At 69.2% G+C, this 14,039-nt stretch carries 14 protein-coding genes; 9 read left to right on the forward strand and 5 right to left on the reverse strand.

Annotation, left to right across the window (positions count from 1 at the left end):
* The first annotated feature begins 235 nt into the window (after positions 1 to 235).
* From ACZ7CF_RS12350 to ispF, 3 genes are read left to right on the forward strand one after another with little or no spacing between them, the layout of a single operon-like run.
* Positions 236 to 724 (forward strand): CarD family transcriptional regulator, encoded by a 489-nt coding sequence (locus tag ACZ7CF_RS12350; RefSeq protein ID WP_065915127.1) that lies wholly within the window; start codon positions 236 to 238, stop codon positions 722 to 724.
* Positions 725 to 763: 39 nt separating this feature from the next.
* A complete protein-coding gene (ispD, locus tag ACZ7CF_RS12355) occupies positions 764 to 1,456 on the forward strand; it encodes a 2-C-methyl-D-erythritol 4-phosphate cytidylyltransferase (RefSeq protein ID WP_360385302.1) in 693 nt (230 codons plus the stop codon).
* Entirely contained in the window at positions 1,453 to 1,920 is a 468-nt protein-coding gene (gene ispF / locus ACZ7CF_RS12360) for a 2-C-methyl-D-erythritol 2,4-cyclodiphosphate synthase (protein WP_360385300.1), read from the forward strand. Before ispD ends, ispF begins: the two co-directional genes overlap by 4 nt.
* Here the strand turns inward: ispF and ACZ7CF_RS12365 are convergent.
* Complete coding sequence (locus ACZ7CF_RS12365; protein ID WP_360385298.1) at positions 1,917 to 2,195, reverse strand: DUF6191 domain-containing protein; 279 nt, start codon at positions 2,193 to 2,195, stop codon at positions 1,917 to 1,919. The genes ispF and ACZ7CF_RS12365 overlap by 4 nt on opposite strands.
* Before the next feature lie 53 nt (positions 2,196 to 2,248).
* Between ACZ7CF_RS12365 and ACZ7CF_RS12370 the strand changes: the two genes are divergently transcribed.
* The 6 genes from ACZ7CF_RS12370 to ACZ7CF_RS12395 all read left to right on the forward strand — a co-directional run bounded on the left by ACZ7CF_RS12370 (position 2,249) and on the right by ACZ7CF_RS12395 (position 9,677).
* Positions 2,249 to 3,190 (forward strand): toll/interleukin-1 receptor domain-containing protein, encoded by a 942-nt coding sequence (locus ACZ7CF_RS12370; RefSeq protein WP_360385296.1) that lies wholly within the window; start codon positions 2,249 to 2,251, stop codon positions 3,188 to 3,190.
* A gap of 24 nt (positions 3,191 to 3,214) precedes the next feature.
* Entirely contained in the window at positions 3,215 to 3,838 is a 624-nt protein-coding gene (locus ACZ7CF_RS12375) for an HAD family hydrolase (RefSeq protein WP_470369592.1), read from the forward strand.
* Positions 3,835 to 5,229, forward strand: a complete 1,395-nt coding sequence (cysS, locus tag ACZ7CF_RS12380; RefSeq protein WP_470369593.1) for a cysteine--tRNA ligase — start codon at positions 3,835 to 3,837, stop codon at positions 5,227 to 5,229. The genes ACZ7CF_RS12375 and cysS overlap by 4 nt, the downstream gene beginning before the upstream one ends.
* A 5-nt stretch (positions 5,230 to 5,234) precedes the next feature.
* The gene (rlmB, locus tag ACZ7CF_RS12385) at positions 5,235 to 6,206 is read left to right on the forward strand and encodes a 23S rRNA (guanosine(2251)-2'-O)-methyltransferase RlmB (protein ID WP_360385290.1); all 972 of its coding nucleotides are present in this window, start codon (positions 5,235 to 5,237) and stop codon (positions 6,204 to 6,206) included.
* A gap of 570 nt (positions 6,207 to 6,776) precedes the next feature.
* On the forward strand, positions 6,777 to 8,003 hold the full coding sequence (locus ACZ7CF_RS12390) for an MFS transporter (protein ID WP_360385288.1): 1,227 nt from the start codon (positions 6,777 to 6,779) through the stop codon (positions 8,001 to 8,003).
* Positions 8,004 to 8,255: 252 nt separating this feature from the next.
* On the forward strand, positions 8,256 to 9,677 hold the full coding sequence (locus tag ACZ7CF_RS12395; protein ID WP_360385286.1) for a GGDEF domain-containing protein: 1,422 nt from the start codon (positions 8,256 to 8,258) through the stop codon (positions 9,675 to 9,677).
* A gap of 426 nt (positions 9,678 to 10,103) precedes the next feature.
* Here ACZ7CF_RS12395 and ACZ7CF_RS12400 read toward each other — a convergent pair whose 3' ends face one another.
* From ACZ7CF_RS12400 to ACZ7CF_RS12415, 4 genes are all read right to left on the reverse strand, one after another.
* Positions 10,104 to 10,928, reverse strand: a complete 825-nt coding sequence (locus ACZ7CF_RS12400) for a metal ABC transporter permease (RefSeq protein WP_360385284.1) — start codon at positions 10,926 to 10,928, stop codon at positions 10,104 to 10,106.
* 43 nt (positions 10,929 to 10,971) lie between these two features.
* Positions 10,972 to 11,763 carry a metal ABC transporter ATP-binding protein gene (locus ACZ7CF_RS12405; protein WP_360385282.1) on the reverse strand — a complete coding sequence of 264 codons (792 nt, stop codon included), beginning with the start codon at positions 11,761 to 11,763 and terminating at the stop codon, positions 10,972 to 10,974.
* Positions 11,760 to 12,704, reverse strand: a complete 945-nt coding sequence (locus ACZ7CF_RS12410) for a metal ABC transporter solute-binding protein, Zn/Mn family (protein WP_360385280.1) — start codon at positions 12,702 to 12,704, stop codon at positions 11,760 to 11,762. The genes ACZ7CF_RS12405 and ACZ7CF_RS12410 overlap by 4 nt, the downstream gene beginning before the upstream one ends.
* A 98-nt stretch (positions 12,705 to 12,802) precedes the next feature.
* The gene (locus ACZ7CF_RS12415; protein ID WP_360385278.1) at positions 12,803 to 13,897 is read right to left on the reverse strand and encodes an ABC transporter ATP-binding protein; all 1,095 of its coding nucleotides are present in this window, start codon (positions 13,895 to 13,897) and stop codon (positions 12,803 to 12,805) included.
* Positions 13,898 to 14,039 lie beyond the last annotated feature (142 nt).

Below are 14,039 nucleotides of genomic sequence, written 5' to 3' on the forward strand. Positions count from 1 at the left end.
TTCACGGCTCCAGCGTCCTTCCTAGGGAACAACCACCAGGCAAAGAGCCTAACCGGGGCCCGGAAAGCCGACTCGACGTGGTGCCAATCGATCTTGTGTGGCCGCTACGTTGCACGCGAACAGGTGGTTTGTCAACCCCCCGCGCGGCCCTGACCAGCGCTAACGGATCATCGAGCGGCGTGGGAAGGGTTGCCGGACGTGTTAGGATGGAGGAAGCGAAAGGGGCAGAGGACACATGGTTTTCAAGGTCGGAGAGACCGTCGTCTACCCGCACCACGGTGCCGCTCTCATCGAAGCAATCGAGACCCGCGTTATCAAGGGCGAGGAGAAGAAGTACCTCGTCCTCAAGGTGGCGCAGGGCGACCTCACCGTTCGGGTTCCCGCTGACAACGCCGAGATCGTCGGCGTGCGTGACGTTGTCGGCCAGGAGGGACTCGACCGGGTCTTCGAGGTCTTGCGCGCTCCCCACACCGAGGAGCCGACCAACTGGTCTCGGCGGTACAAGGCCAACCTTGAGAAGCTCGCCTCCGGCGACGTGAACAAGGTTGCGGAAGTGGTGCGCGACCTCTGGCGGCGCGAGAAGGATCGCGGTTTGTCCGCCGGCGAGAAGCGGATGCTGGCGAAGGCGCGGCAGATACTGGTCAGCGAGCTGGCGCTGGCCGAGGGCACCGACGAGGACAAGGCCGAGGTCCTCCTCGACGAAGTTCTCGCCACGGCCTCGTAGTTCTCGGCAGAACACACTGAGCATCGGATAACGCCGCACATGAGTGTTGTCGCGCTCGTGCCTGCGGCAGGGCGAGGTGAGCGCCTGGGCTACGGAATGCCCAAGGCGCTGGTACCGGTCAACGGAACACCGCTGTTGACCCGTGCCGTTCAGGGCCTGTTCGCGTCGGGTCAGGTCCAGCACGTCGTCATCGCAGCTCCACCGTCCGATGTGGACCAAGTGCACACCGCTACCGCCTCGCTGGCCCCGGCCGGCGGGGCGGTGCACGTGCTTTCAGGGGGCTCCGAACGCACCGACTCGGTGCGCCTCGCCCTCGACCACGCGCTCCGCGTGGTGCCCGACACCTCCATCGTGCTCGTCCACGACGCCGCTCGTGCGTTCACCCCTCCCGAGGTCATCGCCGGGGTCGTGGCCGCTGTGCGCGACGGTCACGACGCCGTCGTCCCGGTGTTGCCCGTCGCCGACACGATCAAACAGGTGGACGAGGTCGGAGTGGTCGTCTCCACGCCCGACCGTGCCGGCCTGCGGGTCGTGCAGACCCCGCAGGGTTTCCGCGTCGACGTTCTCAAAGCCGCCTATGGCTCCGGTGTCGCCGCGACTGATGACGCAGGTCTTGTGGAGAAGAACGGTGGCGAGGTCCACACGGTTCCCGGCCACGCGCACGCCATGAAGATCACCACGCCGTTCGACCTCGCGGTCGCGGCGGCACTGTTCGCGGGGGAACGAGAGTGAGAATCGGCCAGGGCGTCGACGTCCACCCGATCGAGGCAGGCCGTGAGTGCTGGGTCGCCGGGCTGCTGTGGGAGGGCGTGGACGGCTGCGCGGGCCACTCCGACGGTGACGTCGCCTCCCACGCGCTGTGCGACGCGCTGCTCTCCGCCGCTGGCCTGGGCGACCTGGGCGCGGTCTTCGGCACGTCGGACCCGCGCTGGTCGGGCGCCCACGGTGTGGTGCTGCTCACCGAGGTCCGCCGGCTCGTCGAGGAGGCCGGATACCGTGTGGGAAACGCCACAGTGCAGGTGATCGGCAACGCGCCGCGCATCGGCAAGCGCCGCGAGGAGGCGCAGGACGCGCTGTCCGCGGCCGTCGGCGGCCCGGTGTCGGTGGCCGGCACCACGACGGACGGCCTGGGCCTCACGGGTCGCGGCGAGGGCATCGCGGCGATCGCCACGGCACTGCTGGTGCCCGTCCCCTAGTCCGGCAGCCTGAGCACGGCCGTGCCGCCGTCCAGGTCGACCCGGCTCCTCGGCGGCGCCGCGTCGCCTTCCTCGTCGCGCAGCTGCCGCTCCTCCTTGCGGAACTCGACCTCGTCGCGCTTGCCCGGCTCGAACGTCGCGCCCAGCTCCCCGATGCCCGCGGTGGCCATCGGCGTGCCCTTCCTGCGGCGCACCACCCGTTCGACCACCGCCAACACGAACAGGGCCGCGACCAACGCCGGCAGGGACAGCGCGAAGAGGTAGCCCGGGCTCATGAACGGAGAACTTCCCGCCGGACGTGATGGTTCCCACCACTAGAGTTCGCGCGGTGACCAAGTACGACGTCTGCCTGTCGTTCGCCGGCGAGGACCGCACCTACGTCGACGAGGTGGCCCGCCACCTCAAGGAGCTGGGCGTCAAGGTCTTCTACGACGACGACGAGCAGGTCGACCTGTGGGGCAAGAACCTCACCGAGTACCTCGACGAGGTCTACCGCAAGGAGTCCCGCTTCTGCGTCATGTTCGTCTCGCGGCACTACGCGGCGAAGATGTGGACCAAGCACGAGCGCCAGAGCGCGTTCGACCGGGCCATGACCCAGGACGACGAGTACGTGCTGCCGGTGCGCTTCGACGCCACGGAGCTGCCCGGCCTGCGCACGGGTGTCGGCTACCTCGACGCCGCCAGGGTCACCCCCCGGCGGCTCGCCGAGATGGTGGCGAGGAAGCTCGGCACCGCCACCCCGCCGCAGCGGGCGGAGGGCTGGGAGTACGCCCTGTTCGCGGACACCGTGCGCGCGGGTCTGCGCGGGTTGCAGAGCAAGCGGGTCGACCACGACATGGCGTTCGCGAGGAACGTCCGCACGTTCACCACGGACACCGAGGCGCTCGACTACTTCGCGGCCCGCACGCGCGCGTTCGACAACATCATCAACGCCATCGCCGAGGTCCTGTCCCCGCAGCGGCAGCTGCTGGCGTTCGGAGCGAACGGCCACAGGGGCGACGAGGAGAAGATCACCCGGCTGGCCACGATGTTCGTCGAGGTCTACGACAACCTGCTGACCTGGGCCGCCGAGCTGCGCGGCACCGCCACGCCGGAGAAGTTCCGCCCCCTCTACGCCGCCACCGCGCGGCTCGCCGACCAGCCGCTGGCGCAGATCGACGAGTTCGTGCGCCGGTTCGCGGACGCGCGCGGGTCCGGTGAGCTGCGGCTGACCATCGACTACGACCCGGCCGAGGTCGAGGCAGAGCTCACAAAGGTCCAGACCAACTAGCCCGGCGGCACGTAGAGTCGCGGCGTGACGATCCGCGCCGCTCTCTTCGACTTCTCCGGCACGCTCTTCCGGCTCGAGCACCCCGGGCTGGAGTCCAACGGCGACCTGATGCGGGCGCTCACCGCACCGGTCGGGATCGCCGACGGCGTGGACCCCGAGCTGGCCGACGCCTGGTTCCGCCGCGACCTCGACCCCGAGGTCCACCGCTGGGTCCACGTGAAGGTGCTGCGCGACGCGCTCGTGCCGGACGCCGAGGCGTTCTACGAGCAGCTCATCTCGCCCGAGTCGTGGCGGCCCTACCCGGACGTGAAGGCGACGCTGGAGCACCTGGCCGACGTGCCGGTCGCGGTCGTCAGCAACATCGGGTGGGACATCCGGTCCGTGTTCGAGCTGCACGGGCTGACGCACCTGGTGGACGAGTTCGTGCTCTCCTACGAGGAGGGCGTGGTCAAGCCGGACCCGAAGATCTTCACCACCGCCTGCGAACGGCTCGGCGTCGCGCCGGCGAACGCCGTGATGGTCGGCGACAGCGCTGAGGCGGACGGCGGAGCGGAAGCCGTCGGTTGCTCCTTCCGGCTCGTCAATCCGGTTCCGACGAGTGACCGGCCCACTGCGCTCCTGGATGTGGCCCGTACCATTCCCGTGTGAGCCTCCACATCTACGACAGCGCGAGCCGGAGCATGCGGGAGTTCCACCCGCAGGTCAACGGAACGGCGTCGATCTACGTGTGTGGGGCGACCGTGCAGGGCGTCCCGCACATCGGGCACGTCCGCAGCGGCCTGAACTTCGACGTGCTGCGGCGCTGGCTGGGGCGTGACGGCGCCGACGTCACGCTGGTCCGCAACGTCACCGACATCGACGACAAGATCCTCACCAAGGCCGCGGCGAACGACCGGCCCTGGTGGGAGTGGGCGTACACGCACGAGCTCGCGTTCGAGAGCGCCTACGACGCGCTGGGCTGCCTGCCGCCGTCGTACGCGCCGCGCGCGACCGGGCACGTCACGCAGATGGTCGACCTGATGCAGCGGCTGATCGACAAGAACCACGCCTACGACGTCGACGGCGACGTCTACTTCGACGTGCGCTCGTTCCCCGAGTACGGGGCGCTGTCCGGGCGCAAGATCGACGACCAGCAGCAGGGCGAGACCGAGGTCCGCGGCAAGCGCGACCCGCGCGACTTCACGCTGTGGAAGGCCGCGAAGCCCGGTGAGCCGTCCTGGCCGACGCCGTGGGGCAACGGCAGGCCCGGCTGGCACCTCGAGTGCTCCGCGATGGCCACGACGTACCTGGGCAGCACCTTCGACGTCCACGGCGGCGGGCTGGACCTGATCTTCCCGCACCACGAGAACGAGCAGGCGCAGTCGCGCGCGGCCGGTGACGGCTTCGCGAACTACTGGATGCACAACGCCTGGGTGACGATGTCGGGCGAGAAGATGTCGAAGTCGCTCGGCAACGTGGTGTCGATCCCGGAGATGCTGAAGCTCGTCAGCGCGGCCGAGCTGCGCTACTACCTGGTCGGCCCGCACTACCGGTCGAACATCGAGTACTCCGGGGACGCGCTGCAGGACGCGGTGACCGGGTACCGGCGCGTCGAGTCGTTCCTGCGCCGCGCGGTGGAGAGGCTCGGCCCGATCGACCTCGCGGGTCCCCTGTGCCCCGACTTCGTGGCGGCCATGGACAACGACCTGGGCACCCCGCAGGCGCTCGCCGCGCTGCACAACAAGGTGCGCCAGGGCAACACCGCGCTCGCCGACGGCGACGACACCACGGCCCGCGAGGCCGCCGAGTGCGTCCGCCGGATGGCCGACATCCTCGGCGTCGACCCGTTGTCGCCGAAGTGGAACAACGCGTCGTCCGCCGACACCGGCATGCGGCAGGCGTTGACCACGCTGGTGGATCGACTGCTCGTCGAGCGCCAGGAAGCCCGCAAGGCCAGGGACTTCGCGCGCGCTGACGCGTTGCGCGAGCAGCTGGACGAGGCGGGCATCGCCGTCGAGGACACCCCCGACGGTCCGCAGTGGACTTTGAAGGACGACTGACTTCCGTGGCTGGCAACTCCAAGCGCAAGGGCGCGATGCGCAATCCGGGCTCGAAGAAGGGCGCGGTCGTCGGTTCCGGCGGGCAGAAGTCCAAGGGGCTGCAGGGCAAGGGTCCGACCCCGAAGGCGACGGACCGCCCGAACCACCCCGCCTACAAGCGGGCCAAGGCGGTCGCGAAGAGCGACGCGGTGAAGACGCAGCGCCGCCAGAAGACCGAGAAGGCCCAGGCCGAGACCGTGGCCGGCCGCAACCCCGTCGTGGAGTGCCTGCGTGCGGGCACGCCCGCGACGGCGCTGTACGTGGCGCTGGGCATCGACGCGGACGACCGCGTGGCCGAGGCCGTGCGCCTGGCTGCCGACCGGGGCATCTCCGTGCTGGAGGTGGCCCGCGGTGAGCTCGACCGGATCACCGGTGGCGCGATGCACCAGGGCCTCGGCCTGCAGGTGCCGCCGTTCGAGTACGCCACGCCGAACGAGCTGCTGGAGCAGGCGCAGCGCTCCACCCAGCCGCCGTTGCTGGTGGCGCTGGACGGTGTGACGGACCCGCGGAACCTGGGTGCGGTCGTGCGGTCCGCGGCGGCGTTCGGTGCCCACGGCGTGGTGCTGCCGCAGCGGCGCAGCGCGTCGATGACCGCGGTTGCCTGGCGCACCAGCGCGGGCACGGCGGCGAAGCTGCCGATCGCGATGGCCACCAACCTGACGCGCACCCTGCGTGACTGGGCTGAGGCCGGTCTGATGATCGTCGGGCTCGACGCGGACGGCGACGTGGACGTCGACGGCCTCGAACTGGCGACCGGTCCGCTGGTGGTCGTCGTGGGCTCGGAGGGTCGCGGTCTCGGGCGTCTCGTGAAGGAGACCTGCGACCAGACGGTGTCCATTCCGATGGCCACGGGCGTGGAGTCGCTGAACGCCTCCGTCGCCGCCGGAGTGGTGCTCGCGGAAGTGGCGCGCCGTCGCCGGGTCGCGGCCAAGGGCTGACGCAAGTCCCTGCCACGCCACGAAAAGACGGCTCGGCAGTCGACGTCAATGATCATTTTCCTGCTCGCGGACCCACGCCGGACCGCGAGCGGGAAAACGTTCTCGTTTAACTGTTGCCAGCCACTTGCGGGTGACCGCGATGACAATCGGCGTGGCCTATTACGCGGGTACTCCCGAGCGCGGGTACCTTCGCATCTGTTCCTTTGTTGCCGCACCCGCCGGGAGTCGGCGGACGACGGTTGGAGCTGATTGCACCGGTTGGCCGAGCCGGTGAGGACCGATTGGCACCACGCGACACGTTGCGTGACCATTTGGGCTCCAACCAGGCGAATCCGAGGTCAACTGTGAAGAAGATCAGGCCTGCGTTTCGCTATTGTAACTACTTTAGGTAACTGGCCTGCTCCGTTTAGGTACACACTGTGGTAGGACAGACGTTGAACGGTCAGGCAGCTTCTACCGTGATTGTCGATAGGAATTGATTACCACCGGCGGGGGCGACGTGACTCGGCGTAGAACGAATCAGGACGAGCTGATTCGCCACGGCCGGGCCGCGACGCGCCGAGGACACGCATGACGACCCGAGGCGCGCTCCGCGAGCTCGTGGGTTTGCGTGAGTTCCGCGCCATGTGGATCGGGTCCACCGCTTCGACCGCCGGTGACCAACTCGCCGCGGTCGCATTGTCGCTGCTCGTGTTCGAACGAACACAATCCGCAGCGTGGACCGCGCTCACCTGGTCGTTGACGCTCTTCCCGCCGCTGATTTCGGGTCCGTTGCTCGGCTGGGTCGCCGACCGGTTCCCGCGACGCACGGTAATGGTGACGACGGCCTGGATGCAGGCCGTGCTCATGGCCGCGATGGCGATTCCCGGCATGCCGCTGTGGGCGATGATCGTGCTGCTGGTCGTGGTGCTGGCGATTTCCTCGCCGTACCTGGCGGCCCAGGAGGCGAGCCTCCCGCACGTGCTGCCGGCCAAGCGCTACGACGACGGTGTGGCGCTCTTCGGCACGTCCGTGGACATCGCTCAGATGGCCGGGCTCGCCGCCGCCGGTTTCCTCGTCGCCCACACGAACCCCGGCATCGCGTTGGCGATCAACGCCGTGACGTTCGCCGCCCTGGCGATCCTGGTGCAGGTGTCGGTCGAGCACCGCCCTGCCGCGGACCCGCTGGGACGCAAGAAGAAGGACGACGAAGAGCCGCGCGGCGTGCTCACGTTGATGGTGACGGAGCCGCGGCTGAGGACCCTGCTGGGCGTCCGGCTGCTGGCCGGGCTCGCGATGGTCCCCGAAGGCCTGGCGGTGCCGCTGGCGGCCAGCCTGGACGCGGTGTGGGCGGTGGGCCTGATCCTCGCGATCGAGCCGGCCGCGAACGTGCTCGGCGTGGCGTTGCTGTTCCGCATCGTGCGGGACCCGGCCAAGCGGGAACGCCTGATCGGTCCGCTCGCGATCCTGTCGCTGGCGCCGTTGATCATGTTCGCGTTCAACCCGAACCTGACGTGGACGATCGTTTTGTTGGTCATCGCCGGTATAGGCGGGGCTTATCACACACCCGCTCGTTCGGCGTGGATGCGACTACTTCCCGACCAGTACCGCGGAAGGGCCTATGGCATTGGGCGCGCGGCACTGCGTTCGAGCCAGGGCGGCGGAATGGCGCTGGCCGGTGTCGTCGCCCATTCGGTCGGTTCGATCACAGCAACGATCGCGGGCGCGGGGGGCATCGGGTTGCTGCTGGCGACACAGGCCACCTTCGCCTGGCGCCGGGCGCGGCGTCGCGCGGACAGCAAGACGGTGGCAATCTGAAACAGAACGGTCACCAATAGCGATATCCCGATCGAGGAGGCACCTCAAACGCGGAGGTTCCGGGCGAAGCATTGAGGAGGGTGGTGTTCAGAAGTCACGGTTGCTCATGGCAGGACACCTCCTCGTTGCGACGAGCAGCAGCGCGGTGGTCTACGACCGGGTCAGCAGCGGCTTGCTCATGATGTGTCATGAGCGTAGGGGGTCGTGGTGAAGAACAGTTTGACTGATCGCGGGCGATCGCGGGCACTCGGCTTGACTCCGATTCGCAACTGGGACCTTTGGACCGTTGCGCCCAGCGCGATCGCGTACTTCTTCGTGCTCGAAGCCGCGGTCACCGGCGCCGCCATCTGGCTGCTGACGAATCTCACCCCGGTCGCCACCACGGACTGGCTGCGCTTCGGCGCGCTGATCGCCGCGATCACGATCCACCTGACGATCGTCCGCAGAGCCGAGGAGGCCCGCCGCAACGAGGCCTCCGGTCCCCACATCGACCTGACATCGGTCTGGACCTTCGCCGCCGCGGTCGCCCTGCCCGGTGGCCTCGCGGTGGTCGCCACGATCTGGATGCGCATCCTGATCCAGCCGATCGCCCGCCGCCAGCCGTACCGCTTCGTCTTCGGCACCGCCTCCATGCTGGCCTCCACCCTGCTGTCGTGGGCGCTCGTGCACCTCTCGGGTGTCTCGCTGGCCGCGACCGGAAACGTGCCCACCGACCTCGGCCTGGTCCTGGTCCTCGCGATAGCCGCCCTCGTGTACTGGTTCGTCCAGGTGATGACCGTGGCGGTCGCGTTCAAGATCGTGACCCCGAACTCGAAGGTCTTCGAGTTCCTCGGCTCCCGCGTCGACAACATGCTGGAGATGAGCACGCTCGGCGCGGGCGCGATGCTCGGCATGCTCATGACCTCCCACTGGGTCGGCCCCCTGCTGCTGGTGGTCCCCGTGATCTTGGTGAACGCACTGTTGTCCCGGGCGGCTGAGCGCCGCACGCATCTCGAACGACTCCTGCGCGAACAGGAGCAGCTCCACCAACGCCTCGCCGCCGACGCGCACACCGACTACCGCACGGGCCTGCTGAACACGAACGGCCTCGCCGAGTACGCCGGCCGCCTCGCCGAACGCTGCCGCCTCGACGGCGTCCCGATGACCGTCCTCGTCATCGACCTCGACCACTTCAAGCGCATCAACGACACCTGGGGCCACCCCGCGGGCAACGCGGTCCTGGCCGAGGTCGGCCGCATCCTGCGCGAAAAGCTCCGCCCCGGCGACGTGGCCGGCCGCGACGGCGGCGAGGAGTTCGTCGTGGCCCTGAAGGACACCCCGGTCGCCCAGGGCGTGACGATCGCCGAACGCATCCGCGAGGCCATCGGCCGTCTCGCCGTCCCGACCACCGACAAGCACCGCAACGTGGTGACCCTCTACGGCCGCGAGATCCAGCCCTCGGAACCCGACGGCGACTCGCTGCGCGCCATCTCCGCGTCCATCGGCGTGGCCGTCATCCCGGACAACGGCCCGGACATGGCGACCGCGCAGCACTCCGCGGACGCCGCCCTGTACAAGGCCAAGGAGAACGGGCGCAACCAGGTCCGGGTGGCCGGACTGGACATTCCGCCGCGGTTGATGCCGGCTCCTCGGGCGGACGACGTCACGAAGCCCATCACGTCACGTTCGGCCTGAGCCGCGTTCGGGCTGGGTCGCCGCTTCGCCGGGTGCCTGCGCGCTCCGGGCGAGGCACGGTCCGAGCACACCACGGTCCGAGCAACCACGGTCTGGGCCGAGACCGCCTGAGCTCGGGGCAGCCGTCATGCCCGTGGCGTCTCACACCCATGGCGCCTCGTGCCCAGTGGCACGCCCTCACGCCCGCGACCCCATGCCCGCGACCTCACGCCACGGCCCCGGACCGCGCGACCCGATCATCCTGCCTGCCGAACCCTCAGCACTCGCTGATTCTCGTTCCCATGAGAACCCCACGTTCCCCTGCCGCCTCCCCCGCGCTTCCTTCCTCACGGGGCGAAGATGACCATGCTTCCCGGACATCTACCAGACGACGATCGAGGCAAATCCGGACAGGATTCACCCGTCCGAGCGACAACCCGCGGCCTGTCACGCAGCCCGCGAAGCCCCGGTCCGCACAGCCCCGATCCCACGACAGACCAGGTAGATCACGAAGCTCACCGCCGTGACGAGCGCCGACACCGGCAGCCCGGGCTGCAGCGACAGCAGGATTCCGCCCACCGCGGCGACCTCGGCGAACACGACGGACAGCACGATCGCCCGCACCGGTGACGCGGTCAGCCGCATGGCCGCCGCGGCGGGGGTGATCATGAGGGCCAGCACCAGCAGAGCGCCCACGACCTGCACCGACAGCGCCGTCGCGACGCCTATGAGCACCGCGAACACGATCGACAGGCCGCGGACCGGCACGCCGCGTGCGACGGCCACGTCGGGGTCGACCGAGGCGAAGAACAGGGGGCGGTAGATCACCGCCAGCACGGCGAGGACGGCTGCGGAGGAGATCACCAGCAGTTGCAGGTCGGTCGAGTCGACGCCGACGATCTGGCCCACCAGCAGGCCGAACTTGTTCGACGAACGTCCTTTGTAGAGGGCCAGCATGAGGATGCCCATGCCGAGGCCGAAGGCGAGGATCGCGCCGATCACCGAGTCGCGGTCGCTCTCGCGGCGGGACAGCACACCGAGGAGGACCGCGGCGATGATCGAGCCGGCCAGTGCGCCGTAGCCGACGCCGACGCCGAGCAGCAGCGCGGCCGCGCCGCCGGTGAAGGCGAGTTCGGAGGTGCCGTGGACGGCGAAGGCCATCTTGCGGGTCACGATGAACGGGCCCAGTGCGCCCGCGACCAGGCCGAGGACCGCAGCGGCGATCAGGGCGGTCTGCACGAAGTCCAGGGCGAGGAGGTCGAAGAAGGTCACGACGCGGCTCCCGCCGACGAACGGGTGGAGGACGAGGAGGCGGTCACGACGCGGCCCCTGCCGACAGGTGGTGGGTCTGTTCCTCGCAGGCGCCGGCGCCGACGACCAGGATCTGGTCGCGCACGCGCACGACCTCGACCGGTGTGCGGTACAGCTCGGACAGGGTCGCGGAGGTCATGACCTCTTCCGGGGTGCCGATGCGGAAGCGGCCGCCGACCAGGTACAGGACCCGGTCCACGAGTGGCAGGACCGGGTTCAGCTCGTGCGTCACGAAGAGGACGGCGGTGGCGGCTTCGCGGCGGCGTTTGTCGATCAGCTCGCTCACCACGCGCTGGTTGGCGAGGTCGAGTGAGAGGAGTGGCTCGTCGCAGAGCATCACGGTGGGGTCGCCGACGAGGGCTTGGGCGACGCGCAGGCGTTGTTGTTCGCCGCCGGACAGCAGGCCGATCGGGGAGTCGGCGTAGCGGGTGGCGCCCACGGACTCGATGGCCGCGTCGACGCGGATGCGGCGGGCGGCGCGACCTCGTACGCCCAGGCCCCAGCGGTAGCCGTCGAGGCCCAGGCCGACGAGGTCGCGGCCGCGCAGCGTCATGGACTGGTCGAGCGCTCGCTGCTGCGGGATGTAGCCGATGGCGCGGTTGCCGCCGTTGACCTCGACCGTGCCCGAGGACAGCGGTTGCAGGCCCAGCAGCACGCGCATCAGGCTCGTCTTGCCGGAGCCGTTCGGGCCGAGCACCGCGAGGAACTCACCGGGTTCGACGTCGAGGTCGAGGGAGTCCCACAGCACTCTGTCCCCGTAGGACAGCCGGGCGCCGCGCAGCGAGATCGCGGTCATGCCTTGAGCGCCTGCGAAAGGGCGTCCACCTGCTTGCTCATCCAGTCAAGGTAGCCGGTCGTTCCCGCGGGCAACGTCTCGGTGACCTCGACGACGGGCACACCGGCCGCCTTGGCCTTCTCGACGAGCTGCTTGGTGACGTTGTTCTCGGTCTGGGTGTTGTTGACCAGCACGTTGACCTTCTTGCCCTCGACCAGCTGGTTCATCTCGGCCAGCGCGGCGGCGGGGACGTCGGACTCCTCCTCGACGGCCTTGCTGAACGCCTCGGGGGTCGCGTCCTCGGCGCCGGCCTCGTCGAGCAGGTAGTGGGCGATCGGTTCGGTGGCGGCGACCTTCTTGCCGGCGCCGACGCCCGTGACCTTCTTCTCCAGGTCCTCCAGCGCGGCGGTGAACTTCTGGGTGTTGCTCTCGAACGTCGCCTTCTTGTCCGGTGCGAGCGCGCTCAGCTCGTTCGCCGCGGCCTCGGCCACGGCCTGGACGGTGTGCAGGTCGTACCAGACGTGCTCGTTCTCGCCGTGCTCGTGGCCGTGGTCGTCCGCGGCGGGCGCCTCGGAGGTCGTGGTGGCGGTGGAGGTGGCCGGCTCCTCGGCGTGGCTGTGCTCGCGCAGCGGGAACGCCTCGACCTTCTTGGTGGCGTCGCTGGTGATCAGCTTCGCGAAGAAGTCGTCGTAGCCGCCGCCGTTGAACACGACGAGCTTGGCGTCCTTGACCAGTGCGGCGTCGGCGGGCTTGCTCTCGTAGGAGTGCGGGTCGGCGCCGGGGTCCTCCAGCAGCGCCTTGACCTCGACCGCGTCACCACCGACGGCGGCGACGACGCTGCCCCAGACGTTGGTGGAGGTGACCACCTTGATCTTGCCGTTGTCCGCGGCCGGCGTGGTCGTGCCGCAGGCTGCCAGGCTCACGACGGCGAGAGTGCCGACCAGAGCGTTGCGGAGAGTCATCACGCCGTCCCTCGATCAGGTAATGGAAACCGTTGTCGAGTTCAGCTTACGACATGAAAAAGCCCCCGGCGGTCACGCCGGGGGCCTTCGCGTGTGACTCACGCCTCCAGGCGGTCGCCCGTCTCGGGGTGGAACAGGTGGATCTCGCTGTGGTCGCGCACGGCGACCTTGACGTGCTGGCCCAGGGTGGGTGGCGTGCGGCCGTCGACGCGGACGACGAAGCGCTGCGACGAGTCGCCGATCTTCACGGCGCCGTGCACGAGCGCGTCGGCGCCGAGCTCCTCGACCAGCTCGACGGTCATCTCCATGCCCTCCTCGCCCGACGGCACGATGCCGAGGGCCTCGGGGCGGATGCCGAAGGTGACCTCGTCCAGGCCACCGGCGGCGGCGATCGCGTCACGCGAGAGCGGCACGATGACGCCGTCGAGCTTCGCGCCCTCGGACGTGATCGGCACGGTCTTGAGGTTCATGGCCGGCGAGCCGATGAAGCCCGCGACGAACGCGTTGGCCGGGCGGTCGTACAGCGCGCGCGGGGTGTCGCACTGCTGCAGCAGGCCGTCCTTGAGCACGGCGACGCGGTGACCCATCGTCATGGCCTCGACCTGGTCGTGCGTGACGTAGATCGTGGTGGTGCCGAGGCGCTGCTGGAGGGCGGCGATGTTGGCGCGGGTCTCGACGCGGAGCTTGGCGTCCAGGTTGGACAGCGGCTCGTCCATGAGGAACACGGAGGGCTCGCGGACGATGGCGCGGCCCATGGCGACGCGCTGGCGCTGACCACCGGAGAGCGCCTTCGGCTTGCGCTCCAGGTACTTGGTGAGGTCGAGCATCTTGGCGGCCTCTTCGACCTTCGCCTTGATCTCGGTCTTGTTGACGCCGCGGAGCTTGAGCGCAAAGCCCATGTTCTCGGCGACGGTCATGTGCGGGTAGAGCGCGTAGGACTGGAACACCATGGCGATGTCGCGGCCCTTCGGCGGGACGTTGGTGACGTCCTTGCCGCCGATGTGGATGGCGCCCTCGTCGATGTCCTCGAGGCCGGCGAGCATGCGCAGCGCCGTCGACTTGCCGGAACCGGACGGGCCGACGAGCACCAGGAACTCGCCGTCAGCGACCTCGAGCGACAGCTCGTCGACCGCGCGCACCGGCGGGTTGCCGGAGAACACCCTCGACGCCTTGACGTAGGACACCTCTGCCATGTGACGCACCTTTCACCGCTTGTCTGGGCGCGACGTTATGCATTGCAAGCGCTTACGGGAATGGCCGTAAGCGCTTGCGTTGCGCGAGTTCGCAACGCAAGCGCTTACGTCCGACAGCATGGATGAGCGCGCTCTCACGCGC

The organism is Lentzea sp. NPDC036955 (genome assembly GCF_055608005.1).